This is a genomic window from Paucibacter hankyongi (assembly GCF_037482915.1).
GTDB classification, from domain to species: Bacteria; Pseudomonadota; Gammaproteobacteria; order Burkholderiales; family Burkholderiaceae_C; genus Paucibacter_A; species Paucibacter_A hankyongi.
Genome location: NZ_JBBHJX010000004.1, coordinates 47,234 through 62,421, shown reverse-complemented (window position 1 = coordinate 62,421; position 15,188 = coordinate 47,234). Strand labels below are relative to the sequence as shown.

Genomic DNA, 15,188 nt, shown 5'->3' with positions numbered 1-15,188 from the left:
GCTGTTGCTGCGAAAAAGGGGGCAGGCGGCGCGAGGGCGGTGAGCTTTCGGCCGTCCAGGCTTGCGCTTAGCGCTGCGGGCCAGATTCTGAGGCCTGCCCGCGCTGCGGCCAAGCCGGACTCTGAAATCACCCGCCGGGCCAGGCGCTCATTCGCGCAGGTATTTGTCGTAGATGGCTTGGAAGCGACCGCTGGCCTTCAATTGCTTCAGACCCAGATTGAAATCATCGCGCACCTGCGGGTCGCGGAAGATCGGGCGGTAGTCCTGCGGCTTGACCTCGGTAAAGCGGTGCTCCTGCACCGGTTCCATGGGAAATCCGCTGCGTTTCAGTTGCAGGCTGAAGTATTTGAAGATGTTGCGGTCGCTGAGGACCACGTCATAGCGTCGGCGCATCAGCGTCTTGACCTGGGCGGCCTGGTCGTTCAGCTCCGTGTAGCCGCCGGCTTGCTTCAAGCCCTGGAGCCATTCTGGATATCGATTCGCCGCGCCGCGAAAAGACACCAGGGTCAAACCCTGCAGATCAGCGGGTTTTTCAATGCGCAGATTGCGTGCCTGCAAGCTGATGAACACATTGTCGTAAAACACGGCCGGGTCGCCGTAATGGCCGCCGAAGGGGCGCATATCCTCGCCCAGATCGGTCATGGCTGCGTCCACCGATTTGTCCTTGAAGGCCAGCGGGATGCGCGCAAAGGGCACATAAACCGGCTTGAGCTTGTGCCCCTTGTGGGCCAAGGCCTCGCCGATGACCTCGAGTTCGATGCCCGAGTTGGTCTCGGGAATGCAAAAAGGCGGAATCTTTTCGCCGAAAGCCATCACGACATCGGCCGCAGTCGCCGTGGGTGGCAGCAGCGCAAAAACCAAGGCGGAGGCAAGCGCGGCCATCCAGGCTTTGGGAACTGCTTTCGTTTGGAAAAACGGCAAGAGCATCGTGAAAGCCTCTGCTGATTCGGTACAGAACACCTCAGCGGCCCATTGTGCCCGGCTCGCCGGCTTTGAGCGCTGTTCGCATGAGGGAAAATCAGCCCATGGCGAAGAAATCCACCCATGTCAGCGAGACGCTGGCCACTCAATTCCTGCGTGGGCACAAGATCCCGTTCACCGAGCATGTTTACGATTATGTGGAGCATGGCGGCACGGCGGAGTCCTCGCGGCAATTGGGGGTACCTGAACACGAGGTGGTGAAAACCTTGGTGATGCAAGACGAGAAGGCGCAACCGTTGATCGTGCTGATGCATGGTGACCGCCAGGTCAGCTTGAAGGAGTTGGCACGGCAGATCCCCTGCAAAAAGGTCGAGCCCTGCAAGCCAGAGGTAGCGCAGCGGCACAGCGGCTATATGGTTGGCGGTACCTCGCCCTTTGGCACGCGCAAGTCGATGCCGGTGTTTGTTGAGGCCAGTATCCTGGCCTTGCCGCGCATTTGTATCAATGGCGGTCGGCGTGGTTTTCTGGTCGGCATTGACCCGCGGGTTCTGCCCGATTTGCTGGCGGCGCGGGCGGTCCATTGCGCCGGTGCAGAATAGCGCCCATGCAAGCAATCCTTCAAAACAACCTCTTCCCCCTGTTGGCCGGCCTAGTCGGCTACTTGATCGGCTCACTGTCCTTTGCCGTCATCATCAGCCGCGTGATGGGCCTGTCCGATCCGCGCAGCTATGGTTCCGGCAACCCCGGCGCCACCAATGTCTTGCGCTCGGGCAACAAGGCCGCCGCAATCCTGACGCTGCTGTTTGACGCGCTGAAAGGCTATCTGCCGGTGCTGCTGGTGACGCTGCTGGGCGCGCGCTTTGGCTTTGAAGAAGGCACGGCTGCATTGGTGGGCCTGGGCGCCTTTTTGGGCCATCTGTGGCCGGTGTTCTTCCGCTTTGAGGGCGGCAAGGGCGTAGCGACCGCGGCCGGCGTGATTCTGGCCTTGAACCCCATGCTCGGAGCCGCCACCTTGGCCACCTGGCTGTTGATCGCCTACATCACGCGTTACTCCTCGCTGGCGGCGCTGATGGCGGCCGGCTTGGCGCCGATCTACCAGATGCTGGGCTGGGGCGCAGGTCCGACGGCCGGTGTGCTGGTGCTGATGGGCTTGCTGCTGGTCTGGCGACACAGTGCCAATATCAAGAAACTACTCAATGGCACCGAGAGCCGGCTGGGTCAAAAAGCCGCCGGCGCGGTGCCTCCATCGGACAGCAGCAAAAAGCATCCGCATGGTGTGGGCCCTCATCCGCATGGCCATTCGCATAAGCATCCGAAGACAAATTCCAAGCAAAAAGGCAAGTGAATTCATGAATATCGAACGTTTTGATGTCGGCGCCCGCATGTCCGAAATGGCCGTCTGCAATGGCGTGGTTTATCTGGCCGGCCAGGTGCCGGAAGATGCCAGCCAGGACATCACCGGCCAGACGGCCCAGGTGCTCGCCGCCATCGACGCTTTGTTGGCTCGCGCCGGCAGCGACAAGACCAAGATCTTGCGCGCCCAGATCTTTATCGCCGACCTGGCTGATTTCCCCGGCATGAATGCGGCCTGGGACGCTTGGGTGGTGCCTGGCCACACACCGCCACGCGCCACCGTTGAAGCCAAATTGGCGCGGCCGGAGTGGAAGGTCGAGATCGTCGTCACCGCGGCGGTCTGAGCTTTACCGTTTGCCAAGCTAGCCTGCGGCCCCTGGTTCCCCTATGAGCACAGGTCCGCTGGCCGATGGTGCCAAGTCCGCAGCGCCATCGGCGCTGTCGAAATTCTGGCCCTTACTCTTGATCGTGCTACTGCTGAGTCTGCTCACGCAGGGCGCTCAGTATTGGCGGGGCGAGCAGCAGGGGCAGGTCTTGCGCGGTTTGGCGCGGCCCGGTGACATCGTGATGCTGTCCAACCGCAGCTGCGTGTTTTGCGCCCGGGCGCGATCTTGGCTCGATGAACAGCGCATTCCCTATCGAGAGTGCTTCATCGAGAGCGACGCCGACTGCGCCGCGATGTACCGCGCTCAACTGGCGCCCGGTACCCCGACCTTTGTGCTGCGTGGGCAGCACCGCGTGGTCGGGTTTGACAAAGAGCGCATCAGCGAACTGCTGGCCCGGCCCTAAGGGCGGGCAGCAGCCCGCGCTTTAGTCTTCGCTGTTGAAGACCAGCTTCAACTCGTGGCTCTGCTTTTCGCCGTTGCCTTCAAAGCGCCATTCCATCAGGGCTTCGATCACGGCCTTGTCAAAGACCTTGGGCGGTGTCGACTCGAGGATGGTCACTTCGGTCACCTTGCCGTCCGGCGCAATACTGATCTGTGCCTTGACTGAACCGGTCTTGACGCCCTTCTTCACCGCAGCGGCGGGGAATTCCGGCGGCACCTTCTTCAAGACCTTGGGGGCAGCGATGGCGCTGCTGGCAATCAGCAATGCGCCCAGCAGGCCAAGGCCCATGCGTGTCCAGCGAGACAGGGTAGGAGTCGTTTTGCTCATTGTTTTCCTTGCTGAGAAATAAGACGTGTCGAGAACGCTGCCGTGACGCTCAACGTGTGCGGAAGAAGCCGACGGCTTCCAGCAGGCGTGAGGAGCTGCCGGTCAAGGCTTCGGTCGATTTGGACAGGGCGTTGACCAAGCTGGCGTTTTGTTGGGTGCTGCGGTCCAACTCATTCATCGAATGGTTGACCACGCCCACGCCGGCCGCCTGTTCTTGGGCCGAATGGGAAATCTCCTCGATCAACTGCCCCATGTCATTGACCTCGTTGACCACGCTGCTGATGGTGACGCCGGCATTGTTGACCAAGTCGGTGCCGGTCTCCACCTTGACGGTGGATTCCTGAATCAGCACCTTGATCTCCTTGGCAGCAGAGGCCGCGCGCGAAGCCAGCGCGCGCACTTCGGAGGCCACCACCGCGAAGCCGCGGCCATGTTCACCGGCGCGAGCCGCTTCAACGGCCGCATTCAAGGCCAGGATATTGGTTTGGAAGGCGATGCCATCGATCACGCCGATGATGTCGCCAATCTTGCGCGAGCTGGCGCTGATTTCCTGCATGGTGGCAACCACCTGCGAGACCACCTTGCCGCCGGCCGAGGCTGAGTTGCGGGCCTTGCTGGCGATGCCCGCGGCCTTGCGGGTCAACTCGCTGGCGCCGCTGAGGTTGGCGGCAATCTCTTCCACCGAGGCGGCCGTGGTTTGCAGGCTGGAGGCCGAGCGCGCGGTGCGATCGGACAGATCGACATTGCCTCCGACGATTTGGTTGGTGCTTTCGGCCACATCATTGGCGGCGGCGCCGACGCTGCTGACCACACCGGACAAGGCCTCTTGCATCGCCTGCATGGTTTCCAGCATCTGGCCCAGTTCATCGCTGCCCGCGCGGGGGATGTCGTGGGTCAGGTCGCCATTGCGAATGGCTTCGGCCGCGGTTTGCGCTTGTTTGACCGGGTTGATGATGGAACGAACAATGGCCAGCCCACCAAAGCTGCCCATCAGCACTGCCGCGATCACCAGCACCACGGTGACCAGCACCGAGCTGCGCGCCAATTCGCCGCCGGAGACGGCCAAATCATGGGCGCTTTCGAACTGCAGGTCGACCAAGCCCTTGAGGCCATCTTGGTAAGCCTGCTGGGCCGGGCGCACGTCGGTGATCAGGCTTTCGCGCGCTTCGTCCGGGCTGCCGTCGATCTGAATCTTGCGGAACTTGGCAACCGAGGCGAAGAATTTGCTCTGCGAGTCCTTCAACTGGTTCAGCAGATCGGCCTCACGCCCGGCGGCCGGCTTTTTGTCCAGCAGCGCGGAGAGCTGCTTTTCACTTTCCTGCAAGGCGCCGTCCAGGGCCGCTTTTTGCTTCTTGATCGAACCTGCGGTGTCCAGCAGCAGCAAGTCGCGGGAGGCGCGAGCGACCACATTGACCTGACCTTCCAGCGAGTTGGCCGCGGCGATCTTGACCAGGCTCTGGTTGGCCGTCAAGTCAAGGTCTTTGGCCAAGCGGTTGGCGCTGTAGGCGCCGTAGCTGCCAATGATGGTGAGCAGGATGATCAACAGTCCGTAGCTCAAGGCGAGGCGCTGACTGATACGCAACTTGCTGAGGAAATTCATAGAGGCGCTTCCATCAAAGAAAAGTCCTGCCACTTGCCTTTTTTAGACCTGCGACTTCGGACCTGGGACCTGGGTTGCCTCCACCCTGCGTGGAAACAACCGCCTTCAACTGTTTCGGCAACTCAAAAGACAACTTGAGAAGTTTTCCCTTTCACGCCGTCTCAATGCCCAAAGCGCGTGGATCGCCACGGCCAAGGCGCACCAACTGAGCTTCGTCGCTACTCAAGTCAATCACGGTGGTGGGCTCGCGACTGCAGGCGCCCGCGTCCACGATGACCTGCAATTGGCGGTCATAGCGGTCGGCGATTTCGCGTGCGTCGTTCAAGGGTTCGTCTTCACCCGGCGGAATCAAGGTGGTGGCCAGCAGCGGTTGCCCCAGCAGTTCCAGCAGGTCTTGCGTGACCCGGTGCTCGGGCACGCGCAAACCGATGGTGCGGCGCGAGGGGTGCGACAGTCGCCGTGGCACTTCCTTGGTCGCCTCCAGGATGAAGGTGAAGGGGCCAGGTGTTGCCAGCTTGAGCAGGCGGTATTGGCGATTGTCAACGCGGGCGTAACTGGCCAACTCGCTGAGGTCGCGGCACAGAAGGGTCAGGTGGTGCTTGTCATCCACGCCGCGGATGCGCCGCAGTGCTTCGGCCGCCGGTTTGTCATCCAAGTGGCAGACCAGCGCATAGCTGGAGTCGGTCGGAATGGCGGCAATGCCGCCGCCGTGAATGATCTGGGCAGCCTGCTTCAGAAAGCGCTGCTGGGGGTTCTCGGGGTGGACTTCGAAATATTGAGCCATGGGCTCATTGTGTACCCATCAGACCATTTTGTTGCGTTGAAAATGGCCAGTGAATGCGTGCTTCCAGAGCCTGCCAGACCGGCCGTAGCCGACCCGGTAAATCGGCCAGTCGGCCCAGATCGATGCGGCTTTCCTCGGGAGAATGGAAATCCGAGCCGCGGGAGGCCAGCAAATCGAATTCGAGCGCGGTCTCGGCATATTTGGCCGCCTCGGCGTCACTGTGGCTGCCCGTTACGACCTCGATGCCGCGTCCGCCGTGCCCCATGAATTCGGTGATCAGTGCATATTCCTCGGTCGGCGTGAAACCATAGCGGGCCGGGTGAGCGATCACGGCCACACCGCCGGCGTCTTGAATCCAACGCAGGGCGTCGCCGAGGCGGGCCCAGCGGTGTTCGACATAGCCCGGCTTGCCTTCGGTCAGGTAGCGCCGGAACACCTCGGGCACATCATGGCAATGACCGGCTTCGACCAAAAAACGGGCGAAGTGGGTGCGGGAGATCAACTCTGGGTTGCCCACGTACTTCAGCGCCCCCTCATAGGCGTTCTTGATGCCGACCTGGCCCAGCCCGGCGGCCATTTCGCGGGCGCGCTGTTCGCGTCCGCCGCGGGTGGCGCGCAGGCCGGCCACCAGGGCCTCATTGCGGTGGTCAAAACCCAGGCCGACGATGTGGACCACACGGCCGGCAAAGCTGACCGACACTTCCACCCCGGTCAAGTAAGGCAGGCCCAGCGCCAAAGCAGCCTCCAGGGCGCGCTGTTGTCCACCCACCTCGTCATGGTCGGTCAGCGACCATAACTCCACGCCGTTGGCCTTGGCGCGTGCGGCCAAGGCCTCGGGTTCCAGCGTGCCATCGGAAACCTTCGAATGGCAGTGCAGGTCGGCATTGGTCAGCACCGTGGTGCTTTGGGCAGATGTATTCACAGGCTGATTCTAGAAGCCTGCACCGCCTGCTGGCGGCGCCTGCCTCTGAAGCCGTGCCAAACGACCGGTGTTGCTCTGCGCTTAGGGCTCAGAGCTTGAAGGCCTGAGCCGACAAGTCCATCGATTCGGCCTGGCTACGCAGCAGCTTGGCGGCCGTGGCCGACTGCTCAACCAGGGCCGCGTTTTGCTGCGTCATATTGTCGATGGAACGCACCGCGCGGCCCAGTTCGCGGGTCTGGCCGGCTTGGGCGCGGGCCTGTCCGTCCATGCCCAGCATGACCTCGGTGACTTGCTGCACCTGGCCGACGATTTGCCGCATGGCCGAGCCGGCGTTTGTGGCCAACTCGCTGCCGCTTTCGACCCGTTCCACCGATCGTTGGATCAGCTGTTTGATCTCCTTGGCCGCCTCGGCGCTGCGGCCAGCCAGTGCCCGCACTTCGCTGGCCACGACCGCAAAGCCGCGCCCCTGCTCGCCGGCGCGCGCCGCTTCGACGGCGGCGTTCAGCGCCAGGATATTGGTTTGGAAAGCGATGCCGTCGATGACGCCGGTAATGTCGGCGATGCGCTGGCTCGATTCGTGGATCGCCGCCATGGTGTTGACCACTTGCTCGACCACCTCGCCACCATTGCTGGCCATGCCGCTGGCGCTGCGGGCCAAGGCCGTGGCTTCGGCGGCGGCACGGCTGCTGTGCTGCACGGCCTGGTCCAGCAGGTCAACGCTGGAGGAGGTTTGCTGCAGATGGGCGGCGGCGGTCTCGGTCCGCTGGCTCAGGTCCTGGTTGCCGTCGGCAATTTCTTGCGCGGCCTGGCGGATGTGTCCGGCGCCGCTGTGGATTTGTTCGACCAAGCGGCGCAGGCGCTGCTGCATATGGTCCATGGCCTGCAGTACCCGGCCCAGTTCGTCCTGGCGACCTTGCGGGATGGGCTGGCTTAAGTCGCCGACCGCAATGCGCTCGGTGATCTCCACCATCTGCGCCACCGGCTCCAGCAACTGACGGATCGCGCGCAGCAGCATCAGGCCCAGCATGGCCAGCATCAAGGGCATCAAAACGAGCAAAAGATTGCGCCGGAACTCGGCCTGCTCGCTGCGCTCATTCAGCGCCGTCTTCAGGCCGGCCAGAACCTGGCTAGAGAGTTCCGCTTGCAGCTTGGCAGCGCCACCAAAGCCGGCGGCCAATTGTTCGAGGGGGTAGTTCACGTCTTGGGCGGCCGCCTGCATGGTGTCATCGACCAGCTTGCGCTGTGCCCGTGCTTGCTGCACCAGCGGCGCCAAGGTTTGGCCCAGCGCTCCGCCGGCGCGTTCGGCCGCCTGCATCTGTTGCAGCATCAGGTCGCTGTGTTCCCGGTAGCGGGTCAGGGCCGCGGTGACGCCCGCCACATCGTCCACTGCGGCGGCGCGCGCGATGCTGCCCAACTCCGACAGCGCGTCTTCGACCTGCGGCGCGGCCTGCAGGCCGGCGACGATGGCGGCGTGGTTGGCGGCGTCGGTGTCGAGCAGCAGGCCGGCGTCGCCATTGAAATCGGCGATGGCGCGGAAGACCTGCGCACTGATGGCTTGTTGACGGGCCAGCAGTTTGGCCACGTCAAGCTTGCCGGCGTCGAGGTCGGCGTAGAGGCGCTCCAACTCCTGCGCCAAAGATTGGCTGACGTCAGCGGGCGTGGCAGAGGATGTAGGCAGGGTCGCCCATGCCTGCTCAAGGCTGGTCAATGCGGCCTTGAGGGCTTGGCGGGCGACTGGCCATTGTTGGCGGGCTTCCGGGCGGGTGGACAGGCCCTCGGCGGCCAGTTGCCGATGCGCTTGCAGGCTGCTCAGCACATGGTGCCAGGCCTCATTGACCGGCAGTCCTTGCGCTTCGCGAGCCACCAGGCTCAGCTCTTGGGCATAACTGCGAATCAGCAGGCCACTGGGCAACAGGGCCAGCAACATGGCGATCAGGCCGATCAGCCCTAGGCGGCCGCGCAGGCTCAGGGGCGCGGAAAATTTGAAAATATTCATGCGGGGGGAATAGGTGCTGCCGTCGGACGCGGCTTGGGGTCACGTGAAGTGATTCAAAACGATACAGTCCGATTGGAGTCCCCCGCTGTGACAGAAAGATGACGCGAGTCGAGCGCAGCCTCGTACGCTCCCAGTGAATTGTGCCGATTGAGAACAATTCACGCCTTGGGCTTGGCGGTAGGCGAGGGCGCAGCGGCAATGCTGCACCTTGCCCACCCTCAGACCATCGCTTCAACCACCATCTGCACCCGTTGTTGCCCCTGGTATTCGTCCAGGCTGAGGCGGTAGGCCAGGTGGCCCGAAGTGGGCACCGGGTCAATGTGACCGAACCAGATGGCGTCGCGCAGCACGCCGGCCTGGCGGACGCGCAGCTTCAGATGCCGCTCGCCGACGATGCGCTGCGACACGACCTCCACCGGGTCACAAAACAGCGGCGCCTCAAAGGCCTGGCCCCAGACCTGTGCATCCAGCTCGCGCACGGCGGCGGGGCTGAACATTTCGGGCGGCAGCGGCCCGTCGGTGCGCAGCGTGCGGGTCAGCGCGGCGGCGTCCAGCCATTCGCGGGCGACTTGCTGCAGGGCGGTGGCAAACAGTTCGAAGCCGTCATCGGCCAAGGTGCAGCCGGCGGCCATCGCGTGGCCGCCAAATTTCTTCAGCACCTGGGGGTGGCGCTTGCTGATCAGGTCGAGCGCGTCACGCAAGTGGAAGCCCGGGATCGATCGCCCCGAACCCTTCAGCTGCCCGTCGGCGCCGCGTGCGAATACAAAGCTGGGGCGGTGCACCCGGTCCTTCAAGCGCGAGGCGATGATGCCGACCACGCCTTCGTGAAACTCGGCCTCGAACAAGGCCAGCGCCGGTGGCGGCTCGCCTTGCAGGCGCGGGTCTTGCATCAGGCGTTCGAGCTTTTGCTCGGCCTGCTCGCGCATATCGGCCTCGATGTCGCGCCGCTCTCGGTTGATTGCATCGAGCTGGCGCGCCAGTTCTAGCGCGCGGGTCGGTTCGTCGCAGAGCAGGCATTCAATGCCCAGCGTCATGTCCGACAGGCGCCCCGCCGCGTTGATGCGCGGCCCGAGCGCGAAGCCCAGGTCCATGGCATTGGCACGGGCCATATCGCGGCCGGCCGCCGTGAACAAGGCGGCAATGCCGGGCTGCGCCCGCCCGGCGCGCATGCGCTTGAGCCCTTGCGCGACCAGGCGGCGGTTGTTGGCATCGAGCTTGACCACATCGGCCACCGTGCCCAGCGCCACCAGGTCGAGCAGACCGTCCAGCTTGGGTTGCTGGGCAGCGTCATAGCGCCCGCGCTTGCGCAACTCGCTGCGCAGCGCCAGCAGCACATAAAAAGCCACGCCCACGCCGGCCAGGTTTTTGCTCTCGAAACCGCAGCCGGGCTGGCTGGGGTTGACCAAGGCATCGGCCGCGGGCAACTCGATCACCTCATTCACCAGCGCCGGTAGATGGTGGTCGGTGACCAGCACCTGCAAGCCCATCGCCTGGGCATGGGCAACGCCCGCCAAGCTGGCGATGCCGTTGTCCACCGTCATCAACAGTTGCGGCCGCAGCGGCAGGGCCAGTTCCACAATCGCCGGGGTTAGGCCATAGCCGTGGATGGCGCGGTCCGGCACCACATAGCAAAGCTGCTGCGGCTGAAAGCCCAGCAGAGCCAAACCGCGCAGCGCCACGCAGCAGGCGGTGGCGCCGTCGCAGTCGTAGTCGGCGACGATGCAGATGCGTGCGCCCTGGTCCAGGCTGTCGGCCAGCAGCGCTGCGGCCGCGTCTATGCCTTTCAGACCCTCGGGTGGCAGCAGCCGGGCCAGGCCCTCGTCTAACTCGTCGGCACTACGCACACCGCGGGCCGCGAACAGCTGGGCCAACAAGGGCGAGATGCCGGCCTGCTCCAGCGCCCATGCGGCCCGCGGTGGCACCTCGCGGGTCAGCAATTGCGGTGTGTTCATAGCGCCCCCAGCAAGGTGGCGGTGTTGGCGCGCGGCGGCAGCCAGCGCTGCCAGAGGGCTTGCAGGCGCGGCCTGGGCTGGCTGCGCCAGGTCTGCGACAAGCGCTCGCCGCACAAAGTCAGCGTCAGCGGCTCTTGACCGCCGGCTTGCACCTGCGCCAGCAGCTGCGCGACCGGGCCTGCGTCCAATTGCACCCAGGCGCGACTCCAGGACTGCCAGTCGCCCGCCAGCAGCGGCTCGCGCAAGCACTCGTCGATGTGCAGATCCTTGGGGAGCGGTTTACTGCCGGAGTCGACGCCGCATCCGCTGATCCAGACCGAGTTCAGGGGCAGGGCGCCGCGCGACTCGCGTTCGTGATTCAAGGGCAGGCCATGAAGCAGCATCTGGATTTCGTTTTGCAGTGTGCGTAGCCGCCGGGCGCTGGGCATCCAGCTGTCTACATGGCGATGCAAGACCCGGTCCAGGCTGGCGCTGGCCAAACCGGCGAGGCTGGGGTGTGCGATCAGCCAGCAATTGCTGCCTTGCCAACGCGCCTGCCAGCCTTCGTCAGCGGGCCACAGCTCGGCCAAGCTGTCAAAGAATTGCTGCGATTCGGCTTCGCTGAGGGACAGGCTTTCCGGCGGCAGGGCGGTGATCTGGTCGCTGCCCACTGCCAGGTGAATCGGCGTCAGCCGCGCCCAGGCCCGGTCGCCAGGCCCTTCTGGGGCCGTCGAAGCCCAGGCCGCGGTGGGCAGGCACCCGGCCTCGGCCCGGCAGGCGCGCAAATCGGCCAGGGCCAATTCATACGGGGTATTGAAGCTGAATTCATCGCTGCCCAGTGCTGAGCCATCGGCCCGCAACAGGGCGAGCAATTCGGACAGATGCGGGAGCGGTAACTCGGCCAGGGTGTGGGCGGCGGCGTCGCCGGTGGCGCTGGCGTAGGGAATCATCAGATGCATGGAGGGATTATCGAGGCGAGGGCGCGCTGCCGGGGTGGGTGTCACGCAAGCTTCACAAAGCTGCCACGCCGCCGACATGGCCGGGCATCACAGTCAGCGCCATGCAGCACGACCACGCCCTGGCGCGAGCCGCCGCCGCCCTCGCCGTTGAAACCGATTCACTCGATTCGCCCGAAAGGCCGGCTGCCGAGCCTGCCGAGGTGGGGAGTCAGCGCTTTCGCACGGTCTGGATCTCTGACCTCCATCTGGGCACGCCCGGCTGCCAGGCGGAGGCCTTGCTGGAGTTCTTGCGCGATGTGGAGTGCGAGCAGCTGTTTTTGGTCGGCGACATCATTGATGGCTGGCAGCTGCGGCGCAACTGGTACTGGCCGCAGGCGCACAACGATGTGGTGCAAAAGCTGCTCCGCAAGGCGCGCAAGGGCTGCCGGGTGATCTTCATTCCCGGCAACCATGATGAGTTTGCGCGCAAATATCTGCACCACAGCTTTGGCGGCATCGAGGTCGCGCACGAGTGGATTCACGAGACGGCCGATGGTCGCAAGCTGTGGGTGACCCATGGTGATTTGTTTGACGGCGTCATCCAGTGCGCCAAGTGGTTGGCCCATGTGGGCGACACCGCCTATGAGTTCACGCTCAAGCTCAATAGCTACCTGAACCGTTTGCGGGCCCGCATGGGGCTGCCGTATTGGAGCCTGTCCAAATATCTGAAGCTGAAGGTCAAGCGGGCCGTCAGCTTTATCTCGGACTTTGAAGTGGCCGTGGCCAAGGAGGCGCGCAAGCGCGGCGTGCACGGCGTCGTCTGTGGCCATATCCACCATGCCGAGTTGCGCGATATCGACGGCATCCTCTATGCCAATGATGGTGACTGGGTCGAGAGCCTGACCGCCTTGGTTGAGCATGCCGATGGCCGTTTGGAAATTTTGGACTGGAGCGCCCTGGACCGGCGTGTGGCCGCGCCGGCCGCCGCGCAGGGTCTGCGGGAGGCCTCCGTTAGCGTGCACGCCCCTGCCTTAAAATAAGGTGATGACCCTAGAAAGCACTCCCGTCGCCCTGCTCAATCGCGAGCAGGCCATTCTTGAATTCAATCGGCGTGTGCTGGCGCAGGCGCAGCGACTTGATGTGCCGCTGCTGGAGAGGCTGCGCTATATCTGCATCGTCTCCTCCAATCTGGACGAGTTTTTCGAGGTGCGTTTTGCCGATATGTTGGACGCGGCGCGCGACCCGAACAGCCTGGTGAGCAGCCGTGATGTGGAGCGCGTGGGGCGCTTGGCGCACGCTTTGATCGACGAGCAATACGCGATCTTCAACGAGCAGTTGGCGCCAAAAATGCGCGATGAGCGCATCGTCATCCTCAACCACGCGGACCGCAATGAGGCGCAGCGTGCCTGGGTGGCCAAGTTCTTCGAGCGTGAGGTGCGACCCTTGCTGGTGCCGGTGGGGCTGGACCCGGCGCACCCCTTTCCGCAGGTGGCCAACAAGTCGCTGCACTTCATTGCCCGGCTGTCGGGCAAGGACGCTTTTGGGCGCGACAACCGCATTGCCATCGTCAAGGTGCCGCGGGTGTTGCCGCGGGTCATCAAGCTGCCGGCGGCGATCAGCGAGGGGCAGCAGGCCTTTGTGCTGCTGACCAGCGTGGTTCGGGCGCATCTGGAAGACATGTTCTCGGGCCGCAAGGTCGAGGCTTTTTCGCAGTTCCGCGTCACCCGCGACTCCGATCTGGAGGTCGACGAGGAAGAGATCGCCAATCTGCGCCATGCCCTGCGTTCCGGCCTGACAACGCGCCATTTTGGTGTGGCTGTGCGCTTGGAGGTGGTCAACAGCTGCCCGACCGAATTGGCGCAATTCTTGTTGGAGCAATTCGGCCTGCCGGCGGCGGCGCTGTACCGGGTCAATGGACCGGTTAATTTGGTGCGACTGAACGAGCTGATCGACCAGACCGATGCGCCCGCACTGCGCTTTGAGCCCCATGAGCCGGTCTGGCCGCAGGGCCAGCTGCCGCGCCAGAAGTCGATCTTTGATCGGCTGCGCAAGGGTGATGTGCTTTTGCACCATCCCTTCGAGAGCTTCGATCCGGTGGTGCAGTTTCTGCGCGAAGCGGTGGAAGACCCTGATGTGATGGCGATCAAGCAAACCATCTACCGCACCGGCAGCAAGTCGGTACTGATGGATCTCTTGATCGAAGCGGCGCGGCGCGGCAAAGAGGTGATGGCCGTCGTTGAGTTGAAGGCTCGCTTTGACGAAGAGGCCAATATCAATTGGGCCGAGCGGCTGGAAGCAGTGGGCGCGCAGGTGGTGTATGGCATCGTCGGTTTCAAGACCCACGCCAAGCTCTTGCTGGTGACGCGCCGCGAGGGCAATCGTTTCAAGCGTTATGCCCATTTGTCCACTGGGAACTACAACCCGCGGACGGCGCGTTTCTACACCGATCTGGGCTACCTGACCGCCGACCCAGAGCTGACCTCGGACGCCGACTCGGTGTTCCGCCAACTGGCCTCGCTGGGCAAGATCAAGATGCCGCGCCAATTGCTGTTGGCGCCTTTCAATTTGCACAGCCGCATGATGGAACACCTGGCCCAGGTGGCCGAGGCGGCGCGGGCCGGCGGCACCGCACGCGTGGTGATCAAGATCAATGCCTTGACCGACGCCGAATTGATCGACGGGCTGCTGAAAGCCGGGCAGGCCGGCGTCAAGATCGATTTGATCGTGCGTGGTGCGTGCATGCTGCCGCCGGGCTTGCCGGGCATCAGCGAGAACATTCTGGTGCGCTCGGTGGTGGGGCGCTTCCTGGAGCACACGCGCATTTGCTATTTCCGTTGGGGTCCCGGCGAAGAGGACGAGGCCTTGTATTTGTCCAGTGCCGACTGGATGAGTCGCAATATGTTCCGCCGCATCGAGGTGGCATGGCCGGTGCGCGACCAGAAGCTGCGCCAGCGCGTCATCGATGAGGGCTTGCAGCCCTATCTGTATGACAGCCTGGACGCCTGGCAGCTGGGCCCGGATGGGCACTCGGTGCGCGTGTCGGACAAAGGCGTCAGCGCTCAGCAGGCGCTGATGCGGCGCTATTCGTCCGAGTAAGCGCGGCAGGAGCGGCGATGGATCTGATCTTGTGGCGCCATGCGGAAGCCGAACTCTTGCGCGAGGGTTCCACCGATCTGCAGCGCTGCCTGACCTCCAAGGGTGAGCGGCAGGCGCAGCGGATGGCGCATTGGTTGAACCACCGCTTGGCGGCGAGCACGCGCGTCTTGGTCAGCCCGGCGGTACGCACCCGCGCCACGGCCGAGGCCTTGGGGCGCGAGGTGCGCGTCGTGCCTTCGATTGCGCCCGACGCCAGCGTGGATGACTTGCTGGCCGCGGCACGCTGGCCATTGGCCGCGGAGCCGGTGCTCTTGATCGGCCATCAGCCGACGCTGGGTCAGTTGGCGGCGCGTTTGCTGACCGGGCAAGACTTGCCTTGGTCGGTCAAAAAGGGCGCGGTCTGGTGGCTGCGCTCGCGGGTGCGCGAGGGCCAGTCGGAAGTCGTCTTGCAGGCGGTGCAGTCGGCCGACTTTTTATAGGCCCGGCCTAAGC

General features: G+C 64.0%; 15 protein-coding genes. 7 read left to right on the top strand and 8 right to left on the bottom strand.

Annotated elements, in window-relative coordinates; genetic code table 11:
• Positions 1-147: 147 nt before the first annotated feature.
• The gene (locus WG899_RS08560; protein WP_339595215.1) at positions 148-882 is read right to left on the bottom strand and encodes a substrate-binding periplasmic protein; all 735 of its coding nucleotides are present in this window, start codon (positions 880-882) and stop codon (positions 148-150) included.
• Positions 883-1,025: 143 nt separating this feature from the next.
• Between WG899_RS08560 and WG899_RS08555 the strand changes: the two genes are divergently transcribed.
• From WG899_RS08555 to WG899_RS08540, 4 genes are read left to right on the top strand one after another with little or no spacing between them, the layout of a single operon-like run.
• On the top strand, positions 1,026-1,520 hold the full coding sequence (locus WG899_RS08555) for an aminoacyl-tRNA deacylase (protein ID WP_339595214.1): 495 nt from the start codon (positions 1,026-1,028) through the stop codon (positions 1,518-1,520).
• 5 nt (positions 1,521-1,525) lie between these two features.
• Complete coding sequence (gene plsY, locus WG899_RS08550) at positions 1,526-2,266, top strand: glycerol-3-phosphate 1-O-acyltransferase PlsY (protein ID WP_339595213.1); 741 nt, start codon at positions 1,526-1,528, stop codon at positions 2,264-2,266.
• Between the two features lie 4 nt (positions 2,267-2,270).
• Positions 2,271-2,618, top strand: coding sequence for a RidA family protein (locus WG899_RS08545; RefSeq protein WP_339595212.1), 348 nt, complete (start codon positions 2,271-2,273; stop codon positions 2,616-2,618).
• Between the two features lie 43 nt (positions 2,619-2,661).
• Positions 2,662-3,063 carry a glutaredoxin family protein gene (locus WG899_RS08540; RefSeq protein ID WP_339595211.1) on the top strand — a complete coding sequence of 134 codons (402 nt, stop codon included), beginning with the start codon at positions 2,662-2,664 and terminating at the stop codon, positions 3,061-3,063.
• A 21-nt stretch (positions 3,064-3,084) separates the two neighbouring features.
• Here WG899_RS08540 and WG899_RS08535 read toward each other — a convergent pair whose 3' ends face one another.
• From WG899_RS08535 to WG899_RS08505, 7 genes are all read right to left on the bottom strand, one after another.
• Positions 3,085-3,429 (bottom strand): energy transducer TonB, encoded by a 345-nt coding sequence (locus WG899_RS08535; protein WP_339595210.1) that lies wholly within the window; start codon positions 3,427-3,429, stop codon positions 3,085-3,087.
• 49 nt (positions 3,430-3,478) lie between these two features.
• Positions 3,479-5,029 carry a methyl-accepting chemotaxis protein gene (locus tag WG899_RS08530; RefSeq protein ID WP_339595209.1) on the bottom strand — a complete coding sequence of 517 codons (1,551 nt, stop codon included), beginning with the start codon at positions 5,027-5,029 and terminating at the stop codon, positions 3,479-3,481.
• A gap of 151 nt (positions 5,030-5,180) precedes the next feature.
• Positions 5,181-5,813 (bottom strand): L-threonylcarbamoyladenylate synthase, encoded by a 633-nt coding sequence (locus tag WG899_RS08525; RefSeq protein WP_339595208.1) that lies wholly within the window; start codon positions 5,811-5,813, stop codon positions 5,181-5,183.
• 4 nt (positions 5,814-5,817) lie between these two features.
• On the bottom strand, positions 5,818-6,735 hold the full coding sequence (locus tag WG899_RS08520; protein WP_339595207.1) for a 3',5'-nucleoside bisphosphate phosphatase: 918 nt from the start codon (positions 6,733-6,735) through the stop codon (positions 5,818-5,820).
• Positions 6,736-6,823: 88 nt separating this feature from the next.
• Complete coding sequence (locus tag WG899_RS08515; protein WP_339595206.1) at positions 6,824-8,731, bottom strand: methyl-accepting chemotaxis protein; 1,908 nt, start codon at positions 8,729-8,731, stop codon at positions 6,824-6,826.
• A 218-nt stretch (positions 8,732-8,949) separates the two neighbouring features.
• Entirely contained in the window at positions 8,950-10,683 is a 1,734-nt protein-coding gene (gene recJ / locus WG899_RS08510) for a single-stranded-DNA-specific exonuclease RecJ (RefSeq protein ID WP_339595205.1), read from the bottom strand.
• A complete protein-coding gene (locus WG899_RS08505) occupies positions 10,680-11,621 on the bottom strand; it encodes a hypothetical protein (protein ID WP_339595204.1) in 942 nt (313 codons plus the stop codon). Before WG899_RS08505 ends, recJ begins: the two co-directional genes overlap by 4 nt.
• 101 nt (positions 11,622-11,722) lie before the next feature.
• Between WG899_RS08505 and WG899_RS08500 the strand changes: the two genes are divergently transcribed.
• The 3 genes from WG899_RS08500 to WG899_RS08490 are packed head-to-tail and all read left to right on the top strand — an operon-like array spanning position 11,723 to position 15,175.
• Positions 11,723-12,640, top strand: coding sequence for a UDP-2,3-diacylglucosamine diphosphatase (locus WG899_RS08500; RefSeq protein ID WP_339595203.1), 918 nt, complete (start codon positions 11,723-11,725; stop codon positions 12,638-12,640).
• A gap of 4 nt (positions 12,641-12,644) precedes the next feature.
• The gene (gene ppk1, locus WG899_RS08495) at positions 12,645-14,696 is read left to right on the top strand and encodes a polyphosphate kinase 1 (RefSeq protein ID WP_339595202.1); all 2,052 of its coding nucleotides are present in this window, start codon (positions 12,645-12,647) and stop codon (positions 14,694-14,696) included.
• 17 nt (positions 14,697-14,713) lie between these two features.
• A complete protein-coding gene (locus WG899_RS08490) occupies positions 14,714-15,175 on the top strand; it encodes a SixA phosphatase family protein (RefSeq protein WP_339595201.1) in 462 nt (153 codons plus the stop codon).
• Positions 15,176-15,188 lie beyond the last annotated feature (13 nt).